The sequence below is a fragment of the Lutibacter flavus genome (assembly GCF_900188355.1).
GTDB classification, from domain to species: Bacteria; Bacteroidota; Bacteroidia; order Flavobacteriales; family Flavobacteriaceae; genus Lutibacter; species Lutibacter flavus.
In genome coordinates this window covers 350,178-372,920 of sequence record NZ_FZNX01000002.1, presented here as the reverse complement: position 1 = coordinate 372,920, position 22,743 = coordinate 350,178, and the positions used below count along the sequence as shown (strand labels likewise).

General features: G+C 31.1%; 19 protein-coding genes and 1 tRNA gene. 16 read left to right on the top strand and 4 right to left on the bottom strand.

Going from position 1 to position 22,743, the window contains the following annotated elements; translation table 11 throughout:
- The first annotated feature begins 58 nt into the window (after positions 1-58).
- The gene (locus tag CHB63_RS07810; protein WP_089377893.1) at positions 59-3,946 is read left to right on the top strand and encodes an Ig-like domain-containing protein; all 3,888 of its coding nucleotides are present in this window, start codon (positions 59-61) and stop codon (positions 3,944-3,946) included.
- An 11-nt stretch (positions 3,947-3,957) separates the two neighbouring features.
- Here CHB63_RS07810 and CHB63_RS07805 read toward each other — a convergent pair whose 3' ends face one another.
- Positions 3,958-4,944, bottom strand: a complete 987-nt coding sequence (locus tag CHB63_RS07805; RefSeq protein ID WP_089377892.1) for an aldo/keto reductase — start codon at positions 4,942-4,944, stop codon at positions 3,958-3,960.
- 122 nt (positions 4,945-5,066) lie between these two features.
- On the opposite strand from CHB63_RS07805, the gene CHB63_RS07800 reads away from it, so the two are divergent.
- A complete protein-coding gene (locus tag CHB63_RS07800; protein ID WP_089377891.1) occupies positions 5,067-6,632 on the top strand; it encodes an NAD(P)/FAD-dependent oxidoreductase in 1,566 nt (521 codons plus the stop codon).
- A gap of 6 nt (positions 6,633-6,638) precedes the next feature.
- Here the strand turns inward: CHB63_RS07800 and CHB63_RS07795 are convergent, their stop codons facing one another.
- On the bottom strand, positions 6,639-7,448 hold the full coding sequence (locus tag CHB63_RS07795) for a Cof-type HAD-IIB family hydrolase (protein ID WP_089377890.1): 810 nt from the start codon (positions 7,446-7,448) through the stop codon (positions 6,639-6,641).
- Positions 7,449-7,617: 169 nt separating this feature from the next.
- On the opposite strand from CHB63_RS07795, the gene CHB63_RS07790 reads away from it, so the two are divergent.
- Positions 7,618-8,931, top strand: coding sequence for a DEAD/DEAH box helicase (locus CHB63_RS07790; RefSeq protein ID WP_089377889.1), 1,314 nt, complete (start codon positions 7,618-7,620; stop codon positions 8,929-8,931).
- Between the two features lie 304 nt (positions 8,932-9,235).
- A complete protein-coding gene (locus CHB63_RS07785) occupies positions 9,236-9,727 on the top strand; it encodes a hydrolase (RefSeq protein ID WP_089377888.1) in 492 nt (163 codons plus the stop codon).
- 4 nt (positions 9,728-9,731) lie between these two features.
- Here CHB63_RS07785 and CHB63_RS07780 read toward each other — a convergent pair.
- Positions 9,732-9,805, bottom strand: a tRNA-Ala gene (locus tag CHB63_RS07780).
- Between the two features lie 58 nt (positions 9,806-9,863).
- The gene (locus CHB63_RS07775) at positions 9,864-10,598 is read right to left on the bottom strand and encodes an NYN domain-containing protein (RefSeq protein ID WP_089377887.1); all 735 of its coding nucleotides are present in this window, start codon (positions 10,596-10,598) and stop codon (positions 9,864-9,866) included.
- Between the two features lie 169 nt (positions 10,599-10,767).
- Between CHB63_RS07775 and CHB63_RS07770 the strand changes: the two genes are divergently transcribed.
- The 12 genes from CHB63_RS07770 to CHB63_RS07715 all read left to right on the top strand — a co-directional run bounded on the left by CHB63_RS07770 (position 10,768) and on the right by CHB63_RS07715 (position 22,700).
- Positions 10,768-11,682, top strand: a complete 915-nt coding sequence (locus tag CHB63_RS07770) for a glutaminase (RefSeq protein WP_089377886.1) — start codon at positions 10,768-10,770, stop codon at positions 11,680-11,682.
- A gap of 245 nt (positions 11,683-11,927) precedes the next feature.
- Positions 11,928-12,371, top strand: coding sequence for a DUF7793 family protein (locus tag CHB63_RS07765; protein WP_089377885.1), 444 nt, complete (start codon positions 11,928-11,930; stop codon positions 12,369-12,371).
- Positions 12,372-12,381: 10 nt separating this feature from the next.
- A complete protein-coding gene (locus CHB63_RS07760) occupies positions 12,382-13,809 on the top strand; it encodes a hybrid sensor histidine kinase/response regulator (protein WP_089377884.1) in 1,428 nt (475 codons plus the stop codon).
- Positions 13,810-14,021: 212 nt separating this feature from the next.
- A complete protein-coding gene (locus CHB63_RS07755) occupies positions 14,022-16,511 on the top strand; it encodes a cation-translocating P-type ATPase (protein WP_089377883.1) in 2,490 nt (829 codons plus the stop codon).
- 376 nt (positions 16,512-16,887) lie between these two features.
- Complete coding sequence (locus CHB63_RS07750) at positions 16,888-17,388, top strand: hypothetical protein (RefSeq protein ID WP_141107286.1); 501 nt, start codon at positions 16,888-16,890, stop codon at positions 17,386-17,388.
- Between the two features lie 3 nt (positions 17,389-17,391).
- Positions 17,392-17,958, top strand: a complete 567-nt coding sequence (locus tag CHB63_RS07745) for a TIR domain-containing protein (protein ID WP_089377881.1) — start codon at positions 17,392-17,394, stop codon at positions 17,956-17,958.
- A gap of 162 nt (positions 17,959-18,120) precedes the next feature.
- A complete protein-coding gene (locus CHB63_RS07740; protein ID WP_089377880.1) occupies positions 18,121-19,245 on the top strand; it encodes a restriction endonuclease in 1,125 nt (374 codons plus the stop codon).
- 95 nt (positions 19,246-19,340) lie between these two features.
- Positions 19,341-19,763, top strand: coding sequence for a hypothetical protein (locus CHB63_RS07735; RefSeq protein WP_141107285.1), 423 nt, complete (start codon positions 19,341-19,343; stop codon positions 19,761-19,763).
- A 177-nt stretch (positions 19,764-19,940) separates the two neighbouring features.
- Positions 19,941-20,453, top strand: coding sequence for a hypothetical protein (locus CHB63_RS07730; RefSeq protein WP_089377878.1), 513 nt, complete (start codon positions 19,941-19,943; stop codon positions 20,451-20,453).
- Between the two features lie 196 nt (positions 20,454-20,649).
- Positions 20,650-21,492, top strand: coding sequence for a C-GCAxxG-C-C family protein (locus tag CHB63_RS07725; RefSeq protein WP_089377877.1), 843 nt, complete (start codon positions 20,650-20,652; stop codon positions 21,490-21,492).
- Between the two features lie 20 nt (positions 21,493-21,512).
- On the top strand, positions 21,513-22,001 hold the full coding sequence (locus CHB63_RS07720; protein WP_089378130.1) for a hypothetical protein: 489 nt from the start codon (positions 21,513-21,515) through the stop codon (positions 21,999-22,001).
- Positions 22,002-22,064: 63 nt separating this feature from the next.
- Positions 22,065-22,700, top strand: a complete 636-nt coding sequence (locus CHB63_RS07715; RefSeq protein WP_089377876.1) for a hypothetical protein — start codon at positions 22,065-22,067, stop codon at positions 22,698-22,700.
- The last annotated feature ends 43 nt before the right edge of the window (positions 22,701-22,743 follow it).

Here is a 22,743-nt window from a genome sequence, read left to right as displayed (position 1 = left end):
AAATAGTAATTATAATTCGTGCATAATTCCTTATTTTTACATTTCAATTATAATTATTATGTGGTTTATTAGAACCAAATTATATAAATTTTTACTTTTAGTATTTCTATTAAGCTGCATTACTAATTATACTTGGTCACAAAGTAAACCTCCTCAAATAAATGCTATTGGAAATTCGTTCTTTTGTCCATCTACAGAACAACAAATAGTTACTTCATTTTCTATTTCAAATCCTGATAATATTGAAATCACTAAACTATTTATTCAAATCTCAGAAGGATATATTAGTTCTCAGGATAGGTTAAAATTAAATGGGAGTCACCCAGTATCAGCCACTTTTAATATTTCTGAAGGAAAATTAACATTATCTTCTTCAAAAACAGGAAGTGAAGCTGTGGCTGATTTGGAAAATGCTGTTAAGGATGTTTATTTTACCAGCTCAAATTCAGTTCCTGGAGAAAAAAAGTTTTCTTTCACAATTAATGAAAAAAACTATTTACCATCAACTGGGCACTATTACGAGTACATTAGCGCTGCTGGTATTACTTGGTCAAATGCAAAAATCGCTGCTCAAACCAAAGATTATTATGGATTAATAGGTTATTTAGCAACCATAACTTCATTAGAAGAGGCACAACTCGCAGGTGAACAAGCAACTGGCCAGGGTTGGATAGGTGGAAGTGATGATGATGTTGAAGGAACTTGGAAATGGGTTACAGGACCTGAAGCAGGCAAATCCTTCTGGATAGGTGGTATTAACGGTACAACAAATGGGACAGATATAAGCCCTCCATTTGCTTATTGGAGTTCAAATGAACCCAATGATTGGCCGAACTCGGGAATACAAGGAGAAGAAAATTATGCTCATGTATATGATAACGGAAGATGGAATGATTATCCAAATTCCAACTCAAGCATTAGTGGATATATTGTTGAATACGGCGGAATGTCAGGAGACCCAGTGGTTGATTTTGGAATTAATGAAACTACCTTAAAAGTTGCTGAAATTACAAATCTTATTGCACCAGCACCTATTTGTGGTTCTGGAAAAGCAACGATATCTGCAACATCCAATACAGGTTTTGTTCTTTGGTTTGATGCTTTAACTGGCGGGACTAATTTAGGAGGTGGAGATACCTATATAAGCCCTTCACCAATTTCAACAAGCACAAGCTATTATGCTTTGGCGTCATCAGATGGTATATGTGAAACAGGTGTAAGAACTAAAATTGATGTTATTGTAAATGTCATTCCAACCATCACAAACATATCTGAAGATACATTATGTGAAAATGGAATAGGAACACTATCTGCAACAGCTTCAGCTGGGGAAATTAATTGGTATACTTCATTAACAGGTGGCTCTGCTCTTTTTACTGGTTCTAATTTTACAACTCCCGTTCTAAATAATACAACGACTTATTATGTTGACGCCACAGATAATGGATGTGTTACAACAGTTCGAAAACCAATAACTGTAACTGTTGTTCATTTGGATGCCCCAACAACTGCAAAACCTGAACAACACTTTTGTGATATAGAAAATGCTACTTTAACTAATTTATCAATTAATGGAACTGCTATTTTATGGTATGCAAATGCAACAAGCACAACTGCTTTAACTAGCAGTGAGGATTTAAAAAACAACACCACTTATTTTGCTTCACAAACTATTAATGGTTGTGAAAGTGCAGCTCGATTAGCAATTAAAGTTTTTATTTATGAAATGCCTGAAACTATTGATCCAATTGAAAAAATAGGTGTTTGTGATTCAAATTCATTTGGGACTGATACCGACGGAATTGAATTTTTTAATTTAACTCAAAGAGAATCATCTATTTTAAATGGAAAAAACGCTGCTAATTTTAATATTTATTATTATTCAGATGCAGCATTAAGTGTGGAAATTACAAATACTTCAAATTATAAAAACACAACAATTGGCGGACCTCAAACTATTTATTTTAAGATTGAAAACAAAAATTTAACTAAATGTAGCGTTACAAGTTCTTTTGAAATTGAAGTATATAAATTACCTGTTATAATTAATTCTGAAGTTACTTTAGAGCAATGCGATAACGATGAAACCAATGATGGTTTTAGTGTTTTTAACTTGAATGAAGCCAATGAATTAATATCTGCAGATTATCAAAATGAAACTTTTAAATTTTATAGAGACGCTGCTTATACCAATTTGATTGAAGATCCAATAGCTTATGAAAATCCAAGTGTTATTAATAGTTCAGTTTTTGTTAAAATTAAAACCATAAACAATTGCGAACGATTTGCTAAAATTAATTTAAAAGTTGGTGCAACTCAAATTCCAAGCGATTTTCATTTAGAATATTATTTGTGTGAAGATTACCCTTCAAACGACCAAGATGGTAGCACTACTTTTAATTTTAGTGATGCCGAGCAAAAACTAATTGATACCAAACCACTATTTTCTTCACAAGAAGTTAGAATCTCTTATTTTGAAAGTTTAGAAGATGCCCTCTCTGAAATAAATGCAATTCCAGATATTTCAAATTATAAAAACACTACTCCCTGGGAACAAGAAATTTATATTAGAATTGATAGTGACGATGTAAATGCTTGTTTAGGTTTAAACCACGTTATAACTTTATATGTGGAGCCTTTACCAGTTGCAAATCCGGTAACTATAGATAGACAATGTGATGATGATCAGGATGGGCTATTTCCTTTTGACGTTTCAACAATTGAAGAAACGGTTAGAAACGAACAAACCGACATTACAATTAGTTATTTTGACGAAGCTGGAAATTCATTACCAAGTCCATTACCAAATCCGTTTTTAACAAAAAGTCAGGTAATTACTATAAAAGTAGAAAACAGCACCTCAACAATTAGTCCTGCTTGTTTTGACGAAACTACCTTGGAATTTATTGTGAATGACGCTCCTGAAATTTACCCAGTAATTATTGAACCTTTATGTGATGATGGAGAAGACACAACTGATGGTTTTTCCAGTTTTGACACTTCAACAATTGAGACTAAATTATTAGGCGGACAAACTTCTATGGAAGTGTTTTATTTTGATTCAAATAATAACCCATTACCAAGTCCGCTACCAAATCCGTTTATTACAAAAACACAAGTTATTAGCGTTGAAATTCAAAATCCAATTAACCCAACTTGTAGTATTTCAACTACTTTGAATTTTGTTGTGAATCCGTTACCAAGTTTTGAAGTTTTACCTGAACAAATATTGTGCTTAAACACACCTCCAACAGTTTTAGAACCGATAAATCCAGACGGAAATTATACCTATGAATGGTTTGATAGCAATGGGAGTATTGTAAGCAACCAAACTTCTTACCCTACTTTTGAAGGAGGGTTTTTTACAGTTATTGCAACTTCTAATTTAGGTTGCGAATCTTTACCAAGAACCATTTTTGTTGAAAAATCTGATGTTGCAAATATTGATTTGGATGATCTTACAATTGTAGACGATTCTAACAACAATACAATTACAATAAATGATGCCAATAACAATTTAGGTGATGACGATTATGAATATTCTTTAAACGATGAATTTGGACCATTTCAAGATGAGCCTTATTTTGATAATGTTCCTGCTGGCCTACATATATTGTATGTAAGAGATACCGATAATTGTGGAACTGTTCCTTTAGAAGTTTCAATTATTGGCTATCCAAAATTCTTTACACCAAACAATGATGGCAAAAACGACACCTGGAATATTATTGGAATTAGTTCAGAATATTACCCAAACTCTCTACTTAATATTTTTGATAGATTTGGTAAATTAGTGGCGCAAATTAACCCAAATATGAATGGATGGGATGGTTTTTACAATAACAAAGAATTACCTTCTACAGATTATTGGTTTACCGTTGAACTAACAGATAAAACAGGAAAATCTCGCAGTAAACAAGGTCATTTTAGTTTAATTAGAAGGTAATAATCTTCTAATTACCACAAGTGATGCACGCTATTTTTAATGTTTTTAGTATAAATAGCATTTACTTTTTCAAATTCCGTTTTTGATAATGGTTTAGAATTATAAGTTTCTAAATTATTTAATAATTGAGATACATTTGAAGCTCCAGGAATTACACAACTTATCTCTTCAAAAGCTAAAATCCATTGCAATGCTTTATGTACCAAACTTTGGTCTTCCCCAAAAACCTGTTTTAATTCTTCAACCGTTTTTAGGCCTAAATTATAATCAATTCCCGAAAAAGTTTCCCCTTTATCAAAGGCAGCTCCATCAATATTAAAGTTCCTATGGTCATCTTTCGAAAACTTAGAATCTTTGCTAAATTTTCCAGTTAACAAACCACTAGCTAATGGAACTCTTGCTAAAATACCAACATTTTTGGCTTTTGCTTCTCTAAAAAACAATTCGCTTGGGCGTTGACGCAGCATATTAAATATTATTTGAACCGTTGCAACCCCCTCATAATCAATAGACTTTAAAGCTTCTTCCACTTTTTCTACACTAACTCCATAATTTCTAATTTTCCCTTCTTTTGTTAAATCATCAAACAAGGCAAATATTTCTGGTCGATAATAAACTTCAGTTGGCGGACAGTGTAATTGGATTAAATCTATCCGTTCAACACCTAAATTAGACAAACTATCTTCTACAAATTTTCTTAATACATTAACATTATAGGAAGCATTGTTATGTGGATTTAACTGCCTTCCACATTTGGTAGCGATATAAACTTCTTCAGAGCGTGAACGCACTACTTTACCAACAGCTCTTTCACTCAACCCATCACTATAAACATCTGCAGTGTCAATAAAATTAATACCCTTATCTATTGCTGTATTTATGATTTCTTCAGCCGTTTTTTCATTAAAATTACTTCCCCATTTACCTCCAACCTGCCAGGTTCCTAAACTTATTTCTGAAATTTTAAGTCCCGTTTTTCCTAATGTTCTGTAGTTCATTTTCGTGTCTAATTTTAGATTGATAAAAGTAATTCAAAAAAACTGCAATCAAAAATAAATTGAATTATTACACACTTTTATAGCAATAGTTATTTCAACCAAATTTGAGTAATTTTGCCGATATGGTTAAAGAGATTCAAATACGAGTTCCAATTTATCAAGAAAAGCAAGAAGGATTTCTTCAAAAAAGTGCTGCTCGTCATTTAAAAATTGATGTCAATAAAATTACTGCTGTAAAAGTGTTACGCAAATCTATTGATGCCAGAAAAGCTGCCATTATTTTTAATTATAAACTTGCCGTTTATATAGGTGAACAAATCCCTGATGCTTCTGAATATTCTTTTGATTATAAAGATGTTTCTTCAGCTAAAGAAATCCATATTATTGGTTTTGGTCCTGCCGGAATGTATGCCGCTTTGCGCTGTATTGAGTTAGGTTTTAAACCTGTTGTTTTGGAAAGAGGAAAAAACGTGCAAGATAGGCGTCGTGATTTACGTGCAATAAATCAGTTTCATATTGTTGATGAAGATTCTAATTATTGTTTTGGTGAAGGTGGAGCAGGAACCTATTCTGATGGGAAATTATACACAAGAAGTTTAAAACGTGGAGATGTTAGAAGAATTTTTGAAAACTTGGTGTATCACGGAGCAACTGACCAGATTTTAGTAGATGCACATCCACATATTGGAACAAACAAACTACCAAAAGTTGTAAAAAACATACGAGAAACTATTTTAAAATATGGTGGAGAAATTCATTTTGAAAGCCGAGTTGTTGATTTTGTTATTAAAGACCAAAAATTAAAAGCAATTCAACTTCAAAATGGCACAGAAATGACTGTAAATGCGGTAATTTTAGCAACAGGACATTCGGCTAGAGATATTTATTATTTATTAAAAAGAAAAGATATTGCGATAAAAGCAAAGTCTTTTGCAATGGGAGTTCGGGTTGAACATCCGCAAGAAATAATAGACTCCATTCAATACCATTGCAAAGGTAAAAGAGATGAATTATTACCAGCAGCATCCTATAGCTTGGTGCACCAGATAAATGATAGAGGTGTATATTCATTTTGTATGTGTCCTGGTGGATTTATAGTGCCAGCAGCAACTGCAAATGGTGAAGTTGTTGTAAATGGAATGTCGCCTTCTAAAAGAAATAATTTATTTGCAAATTCGGGAATTGTTGTTGAAATAAATGCCGAAAAAGATTTGTTTAAATATGAAAAATTTGGAGAACTAAAAGGACTAGAATTTCAAAAAGACTTAGAAAAATTAGCTTTCAATGCAGGTGGAAGAAGTCAGACCGCACCAGCACAACGTTTAACCGATTTTGTTGAAGGTAGGTTATCAAAAGATTTAAATCCGACTTCCTATCAGCCAGGGTTGAAATCGGCTCCATTACATTCGCTATTACCAAAATTAATTGGTGGTAAATTACGAAAAGGATTTGAGGCCTTTGGAAAAAAAATGCACGGTTATTATACTGCAGAAGCAAATGTAGTTGGTGTAGAATCCAGAACCTCATCACCTGTAAATATTCCAAGAAATGAAAACTTAGAACATCCTGAATTACAAGGTTTATTTCCTTGTGGTGAAGGAGGTGGTTATGCTGGTGGAATTGTTTCAGCTGCTATGGATGGTGAGCGTTGCGCTGAAGAAGCAGTAAAAACTTTTGCTATTAAATAAATATAACTACTTAATAAATTCTTTAATTGCTTTGGCAACACCATCATTTTTGTTGGTATCTGTTACTGCATCCGCAACTTTTAAAACTTCAAGATTTGCGTTTGCAACTGCCACACCTAATCCTACGGCTTTTAACATTTCAATGTCGTTATAATTATCTCCAAAAGCAATTACTTTATCCATAGTAACATTGGTATAATAATTTTTCAACAACACATCAATAGCTGTTTTTTTAGAAATTTCTTTATGTGAAATTTCAATATAGGTGTCTTTAGAACGATACAACATAATTTCATTTGAAAAAGATATTTCCAAAGTTTTGTATAATGCATCTATTTCTTCTGCATCACCCATACACATAATTTTATGCGCTCCTTTTCCTTCTTCTTTCCATGATGATAAAACAGCAGTACTCGATTTTACAACTGGAGTTACTTTTGTATTGTTCTCTTCTCGCTTTGCCCAATAATCCATTGAAGGCACATACCACTCATCTGCATGAAATAAACTTAAATGGATCTCTGTATTATCACATTGGTTTATTATTTCTGCTAAAACTAAATTACAAATTGCTGTTGAATGTAAAATTTCGTTTTTACTATTTAACACCAAACCACCATTATATGCAATTAACGGTGTAGTAGTGTTTCCAAATTCACTTTGTAAATGTCGCATTCCTTTAGGCATACGTGACGAAATTAATACAAACGGAATAGGTGAAATTCGTTGTACTTCTTGAATCGTTATTTCTGATAATTCACGGTCTTTATTTAAAAGTGTACCGTCTATATCTGTACAAATTAATTGATAACTCATTTAGCGGATTATTAATAAGTTGGCAAAAATAAGCAAACCTTTTTTAACCCACATTAACTATGTTTTATTTCTACTAAATCGATGTATTTGTATCAATTTTATAGTGATTTTAAGTAAAAACTGAATATCAAAACAAATCACCTACCTTTGCCGCTTTATAAACTACTACATGAAATTTACAGATTTAGGAATTATTGAACCAATTTTAAAAGCCCTTAAAGAAGAGGGCTATACACATCCAACACCAATTCAGGAACAGGCAATTCCTATTTTATTAGATAGAAAAGACTTATTAGGTTGCGCACAAACCGGAACAGGTAAAACTGCAGCTTTTACAATTCCTATTTTACAACACTTGTTTAATAACAAACAAGATCATAATGGAAAAAGAAAAATTAGATCTTTAATAATAACTCCAACCAGAGAATTAGCCATTCAAATTAATGAAAGTATTACTGCTTATGGTAAATATACCGGAATAAAAAATGTTGTGATTTTTGGAGGTGTTAAACAAGGCGGACAAACAGATGCATTAAGAAGAGGTGCCGATATTTTGGTTGCAACTCCTGGTCGTTTGTTAGATTTAATTTCACAAGGATTTATAAGTTTACAAGACATTAAATATTTTGTTTTAGATGAAGCTGATCAAATGTTAGATATGGGCTTTATTCACGACATAAAAAAAATTATTGCCAAACTACCTTTTAAAAGACAGTCACTTTTCTTTTCGGCAACTATGCCTCCTGCAATTGCTGAACTGTCAACAAAAATTCTTGGCGAATATGAAAGAGTTACTATAAAACCCAAACAAGCTACAGCCGAAAAAGTTGAACAAGCTGTTTATTTTGTGAGTAAATCAAATAAAACCAAATTACTAATTCATTTATTGGAAGAAAATCCAGAATCAAGTGTACTAGTTTTCTCGAGAACGAAACATGGAGCTGATAAAATTGTGCGCTTTTTAACAAAAGCCCATATAAAATCAGCAGCTATTCATGGTAATAAATCTCAAGGAGCACGTCAACGTGCATTAGGTAATTTTAAAAAAGGTGAACTAAATGTTTTAATTGCAACAGATATTGCTGCAAGAGGGATTGATATTGAAGAATTATCGTTAGTTATTAATTATGATTTACCTAATATACCTGAAACTTATGTTCACAGAATTGGTAGAACCGGACGTGCAAAAGCAAGTGGAATTGCTGTGTCCTTTTGCAATCAGGAAGAAAAAGCATATTTAAAAGATATTCAAAAATTAATAAATCAACAAATACCATTAATAACTGAGCATCCTTTTCCTTTGGATGAAAATGAAGAAATTCCTGTACCTGTAAAACCTTCAAAAAATCAACGTAAAAAACAAAACAGAAGGCAGAATAGTAGTAATAAGCCAAAACAAGGAGGAAACACTAACAAAACAAAAGAAGCTGAAAACACTAACAAACCTCAGCGTCGTAATTTTAGCCCAAGAAAAAGGAGTTAGATTTTTAGTTGAAATCCTATAAAACTTGTGAGGCAGCGTAATTTCAGTAGCTGAATGTTCGGTTCAAAAACATTTAGATCACCGTGATACAAATGTTATTGTAGATAGTGATTTTGGACTCTCTCCTAATTAAATATTTTTGTTAATACTAATATTTAGAAACCTATTACAGCAATGTAGTAGGTTTTTTTATGTCGTTTTCTCTTATTTCAAAACCTTGTAAACTTAATTTTTATTAAACTGATCATTATCATTGCACACGTTTTTTTCACACTCTAAATTTTAGCATTAAAATCTAGAACTCATGAAAAAAGAAAGTAATCAATGTTGTCCTAAATTCAGCACAGAAAAATGGGATAAAAAAACATTTAATTGGAACCAAAAACCATTTATAAAATCATCTATACCTACTTTTTTTCATATTCCAATTCCCAGAATGATTGGTAAAAAAGTAACAAGGATGATGAAACTTGCGGAAGAATCAAAAAAAATAGATGAAAATATTGAAGATACTTTGTTGTTATTTACAGATCCAAGTCCTTTTAAATCAGATTTATTATTATCTGTAACTGGTAATGTAACCAATGCCAAAAACACTTCTTTAACTGGTGTTTTTATGAGTAAAGTTTTTGATGGCCCTTATAATTCAATACCAAAATTTATAAAACAACTAAATACATATTTAAGTGAGCAAGGGAAAAAGGCTAAAAACCACTATGTTCATTATGCTTATTGCCCAAAATGTGCTAAAAAATATGGAAATAATTATATGGTGTTATTTGCAGAAATAGCCTAATTTGTGGAGAAGATGGGAGTCGAACCCACTACCTCTTGACTGCCAGTCAAGCGCTCTAGCCAGATGAGCTACATCCCCGATAATTTTAAGCAAATATGCGCTTTTTTTTAATTATTCTAACATAAAAAACGACTAACTATTTCTTTTTATTTCTAACATAAATTAATTTAAAGCGCCCGCTTGTTCTGTCTCTTTGTTCTATTTCAAATTGTGGTAAAGATTTAAACAGTGGTGTTAGCTTTTGGAAGCCAAAATTACGAGCATCAAAGTTTGGTTGTTTTTTTAAAATAAGGGAACCCACATCGCCCATAAAAGCCCAGCCATCATCATCTGCGGCATCATCAACAGAATTTCTAAGCAATTTAATAACCTTTGGTGTTATTTTATCTATACTCGCCTTTTTAGGTTTTTGTTTCCCGTTTTCGGGTTCATCATCTGTATCTAAAATTTCTAAATAAATAAATTTATCACAAGCTACAATAAACGGGTCTGGTGTTTTCTTTTCGCCAATTCCATACACAACCAAACCAGCTTCTCTAAGCCGGGTAGCTAATTTTGTAAAATCACTATCAGAAGAAACCAAACAAAATCCATCTACTTTTTCTGAATATAAAATATCCATAGCATCAATTATCATGGCAGAATCTGTAGCATTTTTACCGGTTGTATATCCGTATTGCTGAATAGGTGTAATTGCGTTTTCAAGCAAAATAGTTTTCCATTTACTTAAATGCGGTTTGGTCCAATCTCCATAAATACGTTTTATAGTTGGCGTACCATATTTTGTAATTTCTTCCATCATTTCTTTAATATATCTTGAAGGAATATTATCGCCGTCTATTAATACCGCTAATTTTATATCTTTTATCATAAGTGATAAAGATATAAAATTTCACTTAAACTTAAAACTACATTTAAAACATTAAAAACTTTTATAATCTATTTACTAAATAATGCTACACATAAACTTTACACTAAAATATTTTATACATTTAACATCGTTTTAAAAGTAACGAAAACACTTTGATTCCTCTTAAATTATGAATTATAACAACCTATTTTCAGAAATAAATAATTCTTTAAATAAGAAAAAGGCTCAAGGAAAAGTAGCCTCATACATTCCTGAATTAAGCAAAGTTGATCCCGATAAATTTGGGGTTCACCTTACAACAATAGACAATAAACATTTCAGCATTGGAGATGCTAACGAGAAATTTTCTATACAAAGTATTGCAAAAGTGTTATCCTTAACCTTAGCATACAAAATAGAAGGTGAAAAATTATGGGAGCGTATTGGTGTTGAACCCTCTGGAACTCCTTTTAACTCACTTGTTCAATTAGAATATAACAATGGAATTCCGCGGAACCCTTTAATAAATGCTGGAGCAATTGTAATTTGTGATATTCTTATTAGCAATCTTAAAAGCCCTAAAAGTGATTTTCTTAAATTTATTAGAGAACTCTCAGGAAATCCTACCTTGGATTTTTGTTCAAGAATGGCTGAATCTGAAAAAATAACTGGCTTTAGAAATGTTGCTTTAGTGAATTTAATGAAATCTTTTAACAACATTAAAAATGACATAAATATAGTTATGGATTTTTATTATAATTTATGCTCTATTGAAATGACTTGTAAAGAACTTGCTCGTACCTTTTTATTTTTAACAACTGATGGTATAGATCCTATTACAAACAAAAAAATACTTACTGAAAGCAAATCAAAACGAATTAATGCTATTATGCAATTATGTGGTTTTTATGATGAAGCTGGTGAATTTGCATTTAAGGTTGGGCTGCCAGGTAAAAGTGGTGTTGGAGGTGGTATAGTTGCAATACACCCTAATAAATATAGTATTGTAGTTTGGAGTCCCCGATTAAATAAAAAAGGAAATTCTAAAAAAGGAATGCGGTTCCTAGAACTTTTTACTACAAAAACAAAATCTTCCATTTTTTAAGAGGTAATTATTCGGAATTATAACAACCTTTATGCAAGCTAATTGGTTTAATATAATTGATAATTATCATAGAATCATTAAAATAAAAAAGAGACATTTGTACCTTACTAATTTGTTAGTATTTTTTTAAATAAAATCAATATTAATTAAATATATTTATTACTGAAATTAATAGAATGACCTTTTATTCAATAGGTTTCTTCATACCATGTAAACTAAAATATTACATTTCCCCTCAATGATCTATGCTACAAAATATTAAAATAAATCAAATTAGTGAAAACGAAATTTGGGTTGGTAAAAATAAACTTTCGCTTATTAATGATAACATAATTTATGTTGTTTCCGTTGGTGAGCAAACTTCTCAAATGGCAATAGCCCACAAATCTGTTTGTTTAAATTTTTCATCGAAAATAAACGGAAAAACTAATTACTTAATAGACCTTAATAAATGTGGAAAAAACTCTCCTGAAGCAAGAAAAATATGGATAGAGCTTAGTTCTCATAAAAACACCCATAAAGTTGCAACCTTTGGTCTAAACCCAGTTGCAAGAGTAATTGCATCATTTGTTATTGGAGTTTACAATCAAAACAACATGCGTTTTTTTAAAACTAAAGAAAAGGGATTGAAATATTTATCAGAAAAAAATAATATCGAAGCTCCAAAGGTTTTAAATAACAATTATTAAAACACTCCCTATGAATTCAACAGAAAACAAAGATAGAATAAATGAATTCATTGAAGTAATTATGCAGGTTGCCAGAGGTGATTATTCTGCTCAAATTAAAGTTTCAGAAAAAAACAATCATTTAGATGCCTTAGCTATGGGTATTAATATGATGGTTGATGATATAAAAAAAAATCATGAGGTTGAACTGGAAAATGATAGAATTACTGAATTGAATGCTCAACTTCAAATAACAAAAGACAAAGCTGAAGAAAGCGACCGATTAAAATCTGCCTTTCTAGCCAATATGAGTCACGAAATAAGAACTCCTATGAATGGTATTCTTGGTTTTACTGATCTATTAAAAACACCAAACCTTACACCTGAAAACCAAACAAAATATATAGATATTATTCAAAAAAGCGGTAATCGTTTGCTTAATATTATTAACGACCTTATTGACGTTTCAAAAGTAGAATCGGGACAAGTAGAAGCCTCCATTTCAAAATCAAATATTAATAACCGACTCGAATATATTTATAACTTTTTTAAACCCGAAGTGGAAGCAAAAAAGATGCAGTTATTAGTTAATTATGGATTGTCAAAAAACGAATCTATTATTAAAACGGATCGCGAAAAATTCTATGCAATTATAACCAATCTTGTTAAAAATGCCATTAAATACAGTAATTCTGGAACTATAGAATTTGGTTATGAGAAAAAAGGAGAATTCTTGGAATTTTATGTAAAAGACACAGGAATTGGAATTGCAGAAAAACACCATACCTCTATTTTTGATCGTTTTATACAAACTGATACTTCTTTATCCAGCGGTTACGAAGGTGCAGGTTTAGGTTTGGCAATTAGCAAAGCGTATGTAGAAATGTTAGGAGGTAGCATATGGGTTAAAAGCGAACAAGGAAAAGGTTCTGAATTTTATTTTACCATTCCTTACAATTATGTAAAAGAAGAAAAAATAACAATTAATAATCTTGAAATAGAAGCTCCTGAAACTGACGATGAACTCTTAAATTTAAAAACGTTAATTGTTGAAGACGATGAAGTTTCGGAATTCTTAATTACAAATGCAATTACTACGTTTAGTAAAGAAATTTTAACAGCAGAAAACGGTTTGTTAGCCATAGACAAATGCCGTAAAAACCCAGATATTAATTTAATTTTAATGGATATGAGAATGCCTTTTATGGATGGTTATGAGGCTACCCGTGAAATTAGAAAATTTAATAAGGACGTAATTATTATTGCGCAAACAGCTTTTGGAATGAGTGGTGATAGAGAAAAAACCCTTGCTGCAGGTTGTAACGATTATATTGCTAAGCCTGTTAATTCTGTTCAATTAAAAAACATAGTAAAAAATCAACTTAAAAAGAAAAATATCATCAATTCACAAAATAAAACGATCACTAAAATTATATTAAAAAATAGTGTGATTATCTAGCTCTAATTTAAGCCAAACATATTTTAGAATTAGAAATTAATATTCCATAAAACCCTTCTTTAATCTTAATTGTTGACCAATATCATTAAATCCATACGTTAAGCTTCTTAACTTTAACAGTTATTGCAATATTATTTTGTAATAAAATGTTATTCAGAAAATACGGTGCAACACTGTATGCTGAATAATTAACACTATTAATTTTATACACCGTGATTCGAGGACTAACCACAGCGGAGGCAAAAAAGAAGTTAAAAATCTTTGGTCGTAATGAATTACCAACGGTAAAGCCTAAAAGTGTTTGGTATATTGCATTAGAAGTGGTAAAAGAACCCATGTTTCTTTTATTAATTACCAGCAGTATGTTGTACATAATTCTTGGCGACCACACCGAAGGCGTTATCCTGCTTATAACCATATTAATTATAATTTCCATCACATTTTATCAATATCAAAAAACCGAAAAAGCCTTAGATGCATTAAAAAAACTGGCTTCGCCAAGAGCTTTAGTAATTAGAGACGGGACGGAAACCAGAATTCCCGGTAATCAGGTGGTACCAGACGATATTCTTATTTTACATGAAGGCGATCGCATAGCAGCAGATGCAGAACTACAGGAAACCGTAAACTTAGTGGTAGATGAATCTATGCTCACAGGAGAATCAATTCCGGTAACAAAAAGTGTTGTTGGTGATGAAAAGAATGCCTCAAATCTTGTATTTAGCGGAACCTTGGTTGTGCAGGGAACCGCATTGGTAAAAGTAATTGCTACAGGTACCTCAACACAATTTGGTAAAATTGGAACCTCACTTCAGGAAATTGTAAAAGATAAAACCCGATTACAACTAGAAATGAAAGTACTGGTAAAAAGATTATTTATTATTGGGGTTTTACTTTGTATTGGAGTTGTTTTAGCATTTTATTTCACCAGAGGAAATCTAGTACAATCAACGTTAAATGGGTTGTCTACCGCAATTGCAATTTTACCTGAGGAATTTCCCATGGTACTTACTGTATTTCTTGCAATGGGTGCCTGGAGGCTTTCAAAAAAAAACGTATTAACCAGAAATCCTTCCGTAATTGAAACTTTGGGATCTGCAACCGTTTTATGTACCGATAAAACAGGAACCATTACCCAAAACAAAATGGAAGTTACTGCTTTGTACAATGGTGAAAAAACCTTTGTAAAAAAAGACTTCTATAAAAACCAAAAACAGCTTTTTGGCTTAATAAGTACCGCACAACTTGCTTCGCAAAAGGATTCTATTGATCCAATGGAAACTGCTATTGACAATGTATTTGGTCTAAATGTAACACAAAAAGAAAATGGCTATAAATTATTGAAAGAATACCCCTTAAGTAAAGAATTATTTACAATGACCCATGTGCTGGAAAAAATTGAGGACCAATCAATTTCGGCTTCAATTAAAGGATCCCCAGAAGCAGTTTTAGGCTTTTGTAAGCTCACTAAAACAGCAACCGAAAAACACCTATTGGTTCTTAATAAAATGGCTGAAAAGGGGTTTCGGGTAATTGCAGTTGCAACCGCTTCGGTAAAAGACAAAGTACTTCCCAAAAAACAAGGTGATTTTAACTTCAATTTTCTTGGTTTTATTGGTTTTGAAGATCCTATTAGGCCAGAAGTACCACAAGCCATAAAAGAATGCAACCATGCCGGAATAAAAGTAATTATGATTACCGGAGATTATCCGGCAACGGCAAAAAGCATTGCTGGGCAAATTGGCTTGGCATCTGATGTACTAATTACAGGCGACGAACTAAAAAATATGAACGCCGATGAACTACAAGAAAAAATAACAAAGGCAACCATTTTTGCCCGCGTAGTTCCTAAGCAAAAATTACAAATTGTAAACGCTTTAAAAGCCAATAACGAAATTGTGGCTATGACAGGCGATGGCGTAAATGATGCCCCAGCATTAAAAGCGGCACATATTGGTATTGCAATGGGAAGCAAAGGAACCGATGTTGCCAGAGAAGCTTCTTCTTTAGTGTTATTAGACGATAATTTTGCTTCTATAGTAGCTGCAATACGTTCTGGAAGAAGAATTTTTGACAATCTGCAAAAAGCAATGTCTTATATAGTTGCAATTCATGTGCCTATTATTGGCCTTACTTTATTACCTGCTTTTTTTGCTGAGCTACCAATATTATTGCTGCCCTTGCATATTGTTTTTATGGAGTTAATTATAGACCCCGTTTGTGCTATTGCTTTTGAATACGAACAGGAAGAAAAAGGTATTATGAACCGAAAACCAAGAGACCCCAACACTAAATTTTTTGGACAACAAAAAATGATTACCAGTGCACTGGCCGGTTTTCTATTGTTTTTTATGGTGGTTTCAGTGTATTTTAATGCTATTTACCAAGGGCATAGCAACCAAGAAGTACGTGCCATTACATTCGCTGCTTTAATAATTGGTAATATTTTTTTAATACTAACTAACCTCTCTAAAACAAGAAGTTTTATAGCCGTTTTTAAAGAAAAAAATTATGCCGTTATTATTATATTATCTGTGGCAATTATTATGTTGTTTTTAATAATTGGCGTGCCTTATTTACAAAGCCTTTTTAATTTTCACAACCCAGGTTTCAAACACTTTATTAGCTCTGTTGCCTTAGCTATTGTTATGTTGGTAATTTTGGAAACGCTAAAATATTTAAAAACCAGAAAGCAGGTTTAACATAAAATAAAACCAACTAAATTACCCAAAAAGTAGCTTTAAAAATACCACACCCTGATAATTATCACTATTTCAATAGTTTACATATTTTATTTTTACGTATATTTAACGTGTAAAAATTGCTTTTATCCATTACATACAAGTTTGTATAACTTTTTAGAATCCATTTTTTGGCTGTTTTGCAGTTTAAATTTATTGGGGATAAATACACTTTTTATTAACATATAACAAGTTGCCAACAATTTGACCAAAGCCAATGCAAAATGGAATAATTTATACTATACTAAAATTTATATTTGATAATCTCAAGTATTTATCACTTGTGGAATTAATCAAAAATCTATCTGTGAAAATTTTCGCAGATAAATCCAATATTTTGAGTATTGTAAAGACTTCTCGAATTGCAGTCGATACTTTTATAATATTAAAGTGGACTTTTGTAATTATCTTACTTAAATATTCTATTAACAACTCATTTCTAACTTTTATTGTATGGTATTTAATAATATCAAACATATATACTTATTTCTATTATCACGTCTGGAAAGCTGAATCATTAAATCCTGACAACTATACTATTGATAGAGTAAGGAGAAGATTTATAACATTATTGTTATCGATAGGATTTTCTAATTTATGTTTCGCTTATTTATTTCGTCTTCCTTATGTTACCGACTTTAAATGGAGTAACGATTTAGCTTTAAATATTAAATCATTGTGGTTTAGCTATGCTAATTCTATCACAGCAGACTATGAATATGTAAAACCAATTACTGAAGTTGGAATTAATTTGACTATCACTCAACTAATAATAAGTTTCATATTCTTAACAATAATATTAGGTAAATCAATACCACAAACTTCATCTACAACATAAATTATGGCTTACAGAAACGGAACATATGTTGCATTTGCAGCAGATGGAAATACAGATATAACTAAATCAGATATTAAGTATTACAACTTATTAAAAGGTTGGAATAAAATGAAAGGAAAGGATTTTAAATTAATCAATCCTCACGAAAAAGGAGCTATGCTTCGACAATGGAGTAAAGAAGAAACTATAAAGAGGACTTTACGAGCAAGACTTGATAACAGTAGTCGATTATTGTTACTTGTTGGTAACACAACAAAATTGGATACTGACTTTGTTCCATACGAAATTGAATATGCAATTGATAAATGTAATTTGCCTGTTATTGTTTCTTATGTTAATCATAGAACAAGAATATCAACTCATTGTCCTCAAAATTTGATTAATTTAATTCCTAAATCATTGAAAGACAGAATGGATAATGATACCGTTAAAACTCTACATATTCCATTTAGAGAGAGAATAATTAATGAAGCGATAAACGAATATAATCACAATAAACTACCTACTTTTAGTTTTGGAGGTTATAAGGACTCGGTTTATGACCGAATTTATCAGCCGAATGAAATATAAAAACTGTTGGCAACAACGTGTATAATTCATTGCTAGTACTCGCCTACTTACGAAAATCCTCGCGGATTTTCTATTCGGTTTGTATTTGCTAATTTAGTTGCTGAAACACGCAACGAAATCATCCACAAAACCGTTGGGCGGTATTTTAACAAAAAAAATGAAATGAAAATTACAAGAACGATTAACCCTCTTCACTTTGAAGATTTAGAACCTCATAGATTTGAAGATTTAGTTAGACAATTGATGTATGATTTTAAAGAATGGAAATCAATTGAAGCTACAGGTAAAATGGGTTCTGATAATGGCATTGACATCCTTGCAATAGAGAATTATGTAACATTGGTCAATGCTGATTCTGAAAATAACGAATACCAACTTGAAGAAAGAGATTGGATAATACAATGCAAAAGGGAACAAAAAATAACCCCTAAAAAAGTTGAATCTATAATTAAAAATGATATTGAACAACAAGATTTACCTCCATATGGATATATTTTGGTTGCTTCTTCTAATTTTTCTAAAAAATCTAGAGACATTTTCAAATTAACACTAAACAAATTAGGTGTTAATGAGTTTTTTATCTTAGGTAAAGCTGAAATAGAAGATTTATTATTTCTTCCAAAATATGACCACCTTCTATTTGCTTATTTTGGAATATCATTGCAAAAAAGAAAAAGAAACTTAAAATCTCAAATTTCATCAAGATTAACTACTAAAAGAAAATTAATAAAAGCTATTGGAGAAATAGGACAAGTAAGAAATGAAATCGTATTTATAAAACCTACAATTTGTGAAAATTATCCCAAAGTTTCACCAAATGAGAATTTCCAATGGAGATATTACTATGTCTATGGCTATATGCCCGTGGATAGCATATTATTAGTTGTTAAAAAACATTTTGCATATGTGGATTGGGAAAATAATAAATGGGACATTATTGAGTCCTATGATGATTCATTCCCAAACCATCTAGAATTAGATCATTTACCCGTGAATTATTACGACAAGAATAATGAAGAATATTTCAAAGCTTATGATATTTGGAATAAATTAGATAATCGGAATAAAGCATATTATTTTGAATTACAATCTATTCATTTTGACAGAATATTGGTTGTTGATGAGATTGGAGATTATTATCATAATGAAAGTCCACATTTAATTGTTGATTTTGTCAATGATTCCCCTTTCGAGAGTAAAAAATACTCATTTATTGAAAGTGAATCAAACTCCTCTGAATACATCAAAGATCCAAAAAATGAAAATCGAATAAATATATTTAAATAACAACGCCCAACAATACGCATAAAAAAATTGCTTAATTCAGTAAAATAGCTTGTTCCTAAAACATAAAAACCCTAAATTTAAGTAACAAAATTTAGATGTTTTATTATCATATGCGAGTACTTAAATATATCAATTTTAAAGTTGCAATTAAAACTATAATTGTACTTTTAAGTTGCATGTTAATTTACCATTTGCTAATACTAAGTGGTGTTATTTCTTATCAATATGCCTGGGGAGGCAGACTGGAAAGCAAAAAGCAAATGTTGGTTTTTGAGTCTATAGGCGTATTAATTACGCTACTCATTATTTTTGTTGTTGCTATAAAAGGCAATTATATAAAATTAAACATTCCCAAAATTTTAATAACTGTGTTGCTTTGGTTTTTTGCAGCATTTTTCGCTTTAAACACCCTTGGGAATTTACAATCGATAAACGCTTTAGAAACCCTAATTTTTACCCCAATTACAATTATTTTATCCCTCCTTTTTATAAGAATTGCTATTGATAAAAATCTTTAAAAAGACAATTTAATAGCTAAAACACACCATAATTTAGCTAAATGCAGTAATACAGGTTGTTTCTAAAACAAAAAAGCATTAAATTTAAATAGTACTAAATTACGATTTCAAAACCCAATCACCCATAATCGCTAACGTTGCAATTGAATAAAATAAAGCAACATAAATTATTGAGATATGGAAACCATAAAAAGTTATAAAAACTACCCGATTAGGATCGTAATACTTTCAAATTTAGTTTCTTTGGCCATTTATGTACTAGGCTTTCTCATCATTTTTAGATTAGGATTCGTTTTTTCATTGCTGTTTTTATTGTATATTTTATTTTTTGAATACAGGCTGATAAAAAAACGTTGTACAAATTATTATTATTGGGGTAAGATTTGTGGATTTGGAAAAGGTAAAATTAGTTCATGGTTTTTTAAAAAAGGTGATATTTCTAAATTCTGTATTAAGCGCATAACTTGGAAAGATATGATTCCAGATATGCTACTATCATTAATACCTATAGTTATTGGGATTGTTCTTTTAATTTTAAAATTTGATTGTATTCTATTAGTTGAATTGTTGTTGCTAATTATATTAATAACAATAGGTAATAGTTATATTCGTGGGCAATTGACCTGTAAATATTGTAAACAGAAGGAACTAGGCTGCCCAGCTGATCTTTTGTTTAATAAAAATAAATAATCAATAAGAAAGAAACCTGCAACTATACAAGAAAAAATACCAAATTAAAACAACAGTAAATTTTATTTTCAAACCTCAACTTTCCATATACTAACCCTTTATAAGCAATTAAAACGTATATATAAACTGATCAATATCATTTGATTACATTTTATCCCTTTTTATCTTTCTTGTTATACCCAAAAGAATATTTAAAATGGATTCAACTATATATAATATTAAAGATGGTCCTAAAGACGGGAAAAAAGTATTTAGAAAGTTAGGAACCTGTTCTCGTACGTTCTTTTATATTTTAAATCGAGAATTTGGTCACCCAAAAGAACAAGAAGAGCGTGCTTCCGATCCATTGGCTGGTGGTATTATGCAGCAAGGGTATCAATGCGGTATGCTTTGGGGAGCTTCCTTAGCTGTTGGTGCCGAAGCGTATCGCAAATGCAACAACCAAAATCAAGCTATTTGTGTTGCTATAAATGCTACACAAAGTATCATGGAATCATTTATAAAAAGAGAACAAACAATTAACTGTAGAGAAATTACTAAATGTGATTTTTCTAATAAATTGAGTTTTGCAAAGTATTTTTTCTCTGGAAGATTCTTACACTGTTATAATTTGGCCGAAAAATGGGCTCCGGAAGCTGTACAATCGGCTATTGAAGGTTTGACAAATAAGGAAACCTATTTATCTAAAATTTGCGTTAGCTGCGCTACAGAGGTTGCAAAAAAAATGGGTGCAAGCACAGAAGAAATGATGATGGTAGCAGGTTTTGCTGGCGGACTGGGTTTAAGTGGTTCTGGTTGCGGTGCTTTAAGTGCAGCAATTTGGATAAAATCTCTTGAATGGTGCAGAGAAGAAGAAAAGAGCTCGCCGTTAAAAAATCCAGATTTAAAAAACGTATTAGAAGCATTTTACTTTGCAACAGATTCAAAAATTTTATGTTCTGATATCTCAGGAGAACATTTTATGAATTTTGATGATCACACATCATTTATTAAAAAAGGTGGTTGTGCCAAACTCATCAATACACTTGCTGAGTCCTAATTAATAAATTTACTATGCATATGGATTTGTTAAGAGAATATTTTATTCCTTGGATTTTTTCAAATACAATTGCTGTTATCGTTTTAATACTATCTCTTAAAAAAACAACAATTTCACGTTTGCTTTTTGCCATATTGTTTATGTGGGCTTGTTGGTTAAACTACACTACTGCTCACAATAATCCTAGTAATTATTTGAATTATGCAGCACTTACTCCTTTTAGTTTATACGCTAATTTTATTAATGGATGGTTTAAATCGCATATTATTACAATGGTTTCACTTATCGCAATTGGGCAGGGTATAATAGCAATAGGATTATTTCTAAAAGGGCGGATTGTTAAAATTGCGTGTTTTGGAGCCATCGTTTTTTTTCTGGCAATTGCACCTCTTGGTATTGGTTCTGGCTTTCCTTCATCCCTAATAGCAGCTTTAGCAATCTATTTTATTCTAAAAAATAATGACTTGAATTTCCTTTGGATATCTAAAACTAAGAAAGTAACTCGGTAAGGTTTTATTGAAAACGTATCACGTTTATAGTGCAGATTGGTAATAATTTAAAATTTTAGTAAAATGGTAAATAAAACAATATATAAAATTGGTTATTGGTCTGGATTAATGGCTTTTATAGCAACCTTGCTGTTTTTAGTTGTTCAAATATTGCAGATAATACGTGTTCTACGTTTTCCAATGGATGAAATTTTAATTTATGGCACTTCTCTTTGCATTGTTATTCCTTTTGTATTAGAAATACTTGCACTTCATTATATAACACCTGTTAAAAAAAAGATATGGAGTCACGCAGCTCTTATATTTTCAATAATTTATGCCGTATTTGTAATTGCAAATTATGTTGTGCAACTGGCAACAGTAATTCCTATGAAAATTAAAGGTGCCGTACATGAAATTCAAATTCTCGAACAAACACCACATTCGCTATTTTGGGATTATGACGCCATTGGTTACATTTTTATGGGATTGGCAACTTTAATAGCCGTACCTGTTTTTTCAAAAAAAGGTTTTCAAAAATGGGTTAAAATTTCATTTATAGCCAATGCCCTTACAATTCCTTTAATTTCAATTGTATACTTCTACCCTACCTTTTCAGAAAAATTACTTTTATTAGGCGCTCCTTGGGGAATTACAGCTCCATTGGCAATGTTACTCCTTGCAGTTCTATTTAAAAAAGAGCTTAAAAATAACAATTAAATACTAACATCAAAAATAAGAAACCGTAAACACAAGGGTTATT